The sequence below is a fragment of the Moorena sp. SIO4A1 genome, assembly GCF_010672065.1.
Taxonomy (GTDB): domain Bacteria; phylum Cyanobacteriota; class Cyanobacteriia; order Cyanobacteriales; family Coleofasciculaceae; genus Moorena.
Genome location: NZ_JAAHHX010000578.1, coordinates 1 through 1,637, shown reverse-complemented (window position 1 = coordinate 1,637; position 1,637 = coordinate 1). Strand labels below are relative to the sequence as shown.

Below are 1,637 nucleotides of genomic sequence, written 5' to 3'. Positions count from 1 at the left end.
CAATCGATCTCCTGATAAAGGGAGTTTTGAGACACTTCGCAGACTCAATTATTTAAAATTAATAATTCCTGATTTTGCATTCAAGCGAATAAAAAATGGGCTTAATAAGATTAGTTTTGATAACGGCAGTAATAGCGATAAATATAATCAATTAAATCAAATAATTTACAAAAAATACTCTTATGGTAATCAATGGGTAGCAAAAAAATATTTTGATCGTCATGAGCTTTTTGTATGAGTTTTATAGTTTTGTTATTTGGAATTAATTCACTTTTAACTAAATTCAAAAATATCAATTAATTGTTTATGAAAAAAAAAACAAAGATTTCCTGACTTTCTCTGTATAGGAGCAAAAAAAGCTGGGACTACCTGGCTACACCATAACTTAAAAAAGCATCCTGATATTGGTTTACCTAATTTTAAAGAGCTTCAGTACTTTGGTGCTAGAGAAAAAATTTTAAATCACAATCTAATCACAAGAGTATTGCGTCATAATTCATTTGAGTTTTTTCAAGCAAAATTTCTCAGAGAATGGCGTAATACTATATTTAAACAGCAAGTACAAAATCAACTATTTAGCGGAAATTTACTAGGAGCAATTAGTTGCTTAAACGATTATTATAACTTTAGTAATGACCGATTATATAGTTCAGTTTTTAGCTCCATGTCAGAGAAGATAACTGGAGAAATTACACCAGATTATTCAATATTGAATAAGGATTCTGTAGGGTATATTTACCAAATCATGCCAAAAGCAAAAATTATTTTTATCCTACGTAATCCTATTGATAGAGCTTGGTCAAATACTCGAATGAATTTTGCTTCTTTAAACAAGGATTTTGATTCTTTATCTAACCTAGATTTTATACATCGTTTTGATAGCAAAGCAATTAGAGAAAGAAGCAACTATTTAAAGACTCTTGACACCTGGCATTTTTATTATCCAGAAGAACAATTTTTAATTTGTTTTTTTGATGAGCTTAAAAAACAACCTCAAGATTTTATACGTCGAGTATGTAATTTTTTGAATCTAGACACAGATGTCAATTATCTTCAGCAAATTAGTACCAAACCAGAAGCATCCTATGCCCAAGATTATAAAGACAAGCTCTCTAAAGAACTCAGAATTTATTTAGCTAAAACATACCAGCCTGAACTCGAAAAGTTAAGTGCTAGGTTTGGTGGTTATGCAAGTCAATGGCTAGATGACGCTCACAAACTGTTGTCTTGAACTTAGATTATCAGTACTGAACTATCTTAGGTTTGTATTTTTGTTCTGGATTTAAATCGGATTCATTTGTTAATAAAAAATATTTACTTTTTTTTATCCCACATTCCGCAGGTTCGTCCTCAATTTGAATAATTTTCTCTTTGCTTACAAGCCAAAGCTATATCCTGCAAAGGTTTCATTGATTTGAGTATGGAGAGCATTCAGCCCAGCTTTATTCTCAATTGGTTAGGATTTTTGAGAATGGCTGAACTTGCGATCGCTCAGTTTCCCATAGTGTCGTAAAAAATATTCTATATCCAAGCTAACCTGCGGAATGTGGGTTTTATTCCTTAAAGATGGTAAAACGGAATCCAAGAGCTGTATTTGCTAGCCTTAAGTCCTGGAGATATGGCAAACCCTAAGTGGG

General features: G+C 31.6%; 2 protein-coding genes. Both read left to right on the top strand.

The genetic code is table 11. The features are described from left to right. A partial coding sequence (locus tag F6K53_RS40830; RefSeq protein WP_293085938.1) for a hypothetical protein occupies positions 1-238 on the top strand: 238 nt, incomplete at its 5' end. Positions 239-343: 105 nt separating this feature from the next. Further along, on the top strand, positions 344-1,231 hold the full coding sequence (locus tag F6K53_RS40825) for a sulfotransferase (RefSeq protein ID WP_366511431.1): 888 nt from the start codon (positions 344-346) through the stop codon (positions 1,229-1,231). Positions 1,232-1,637: the final 406 nt, after the last annotated feature.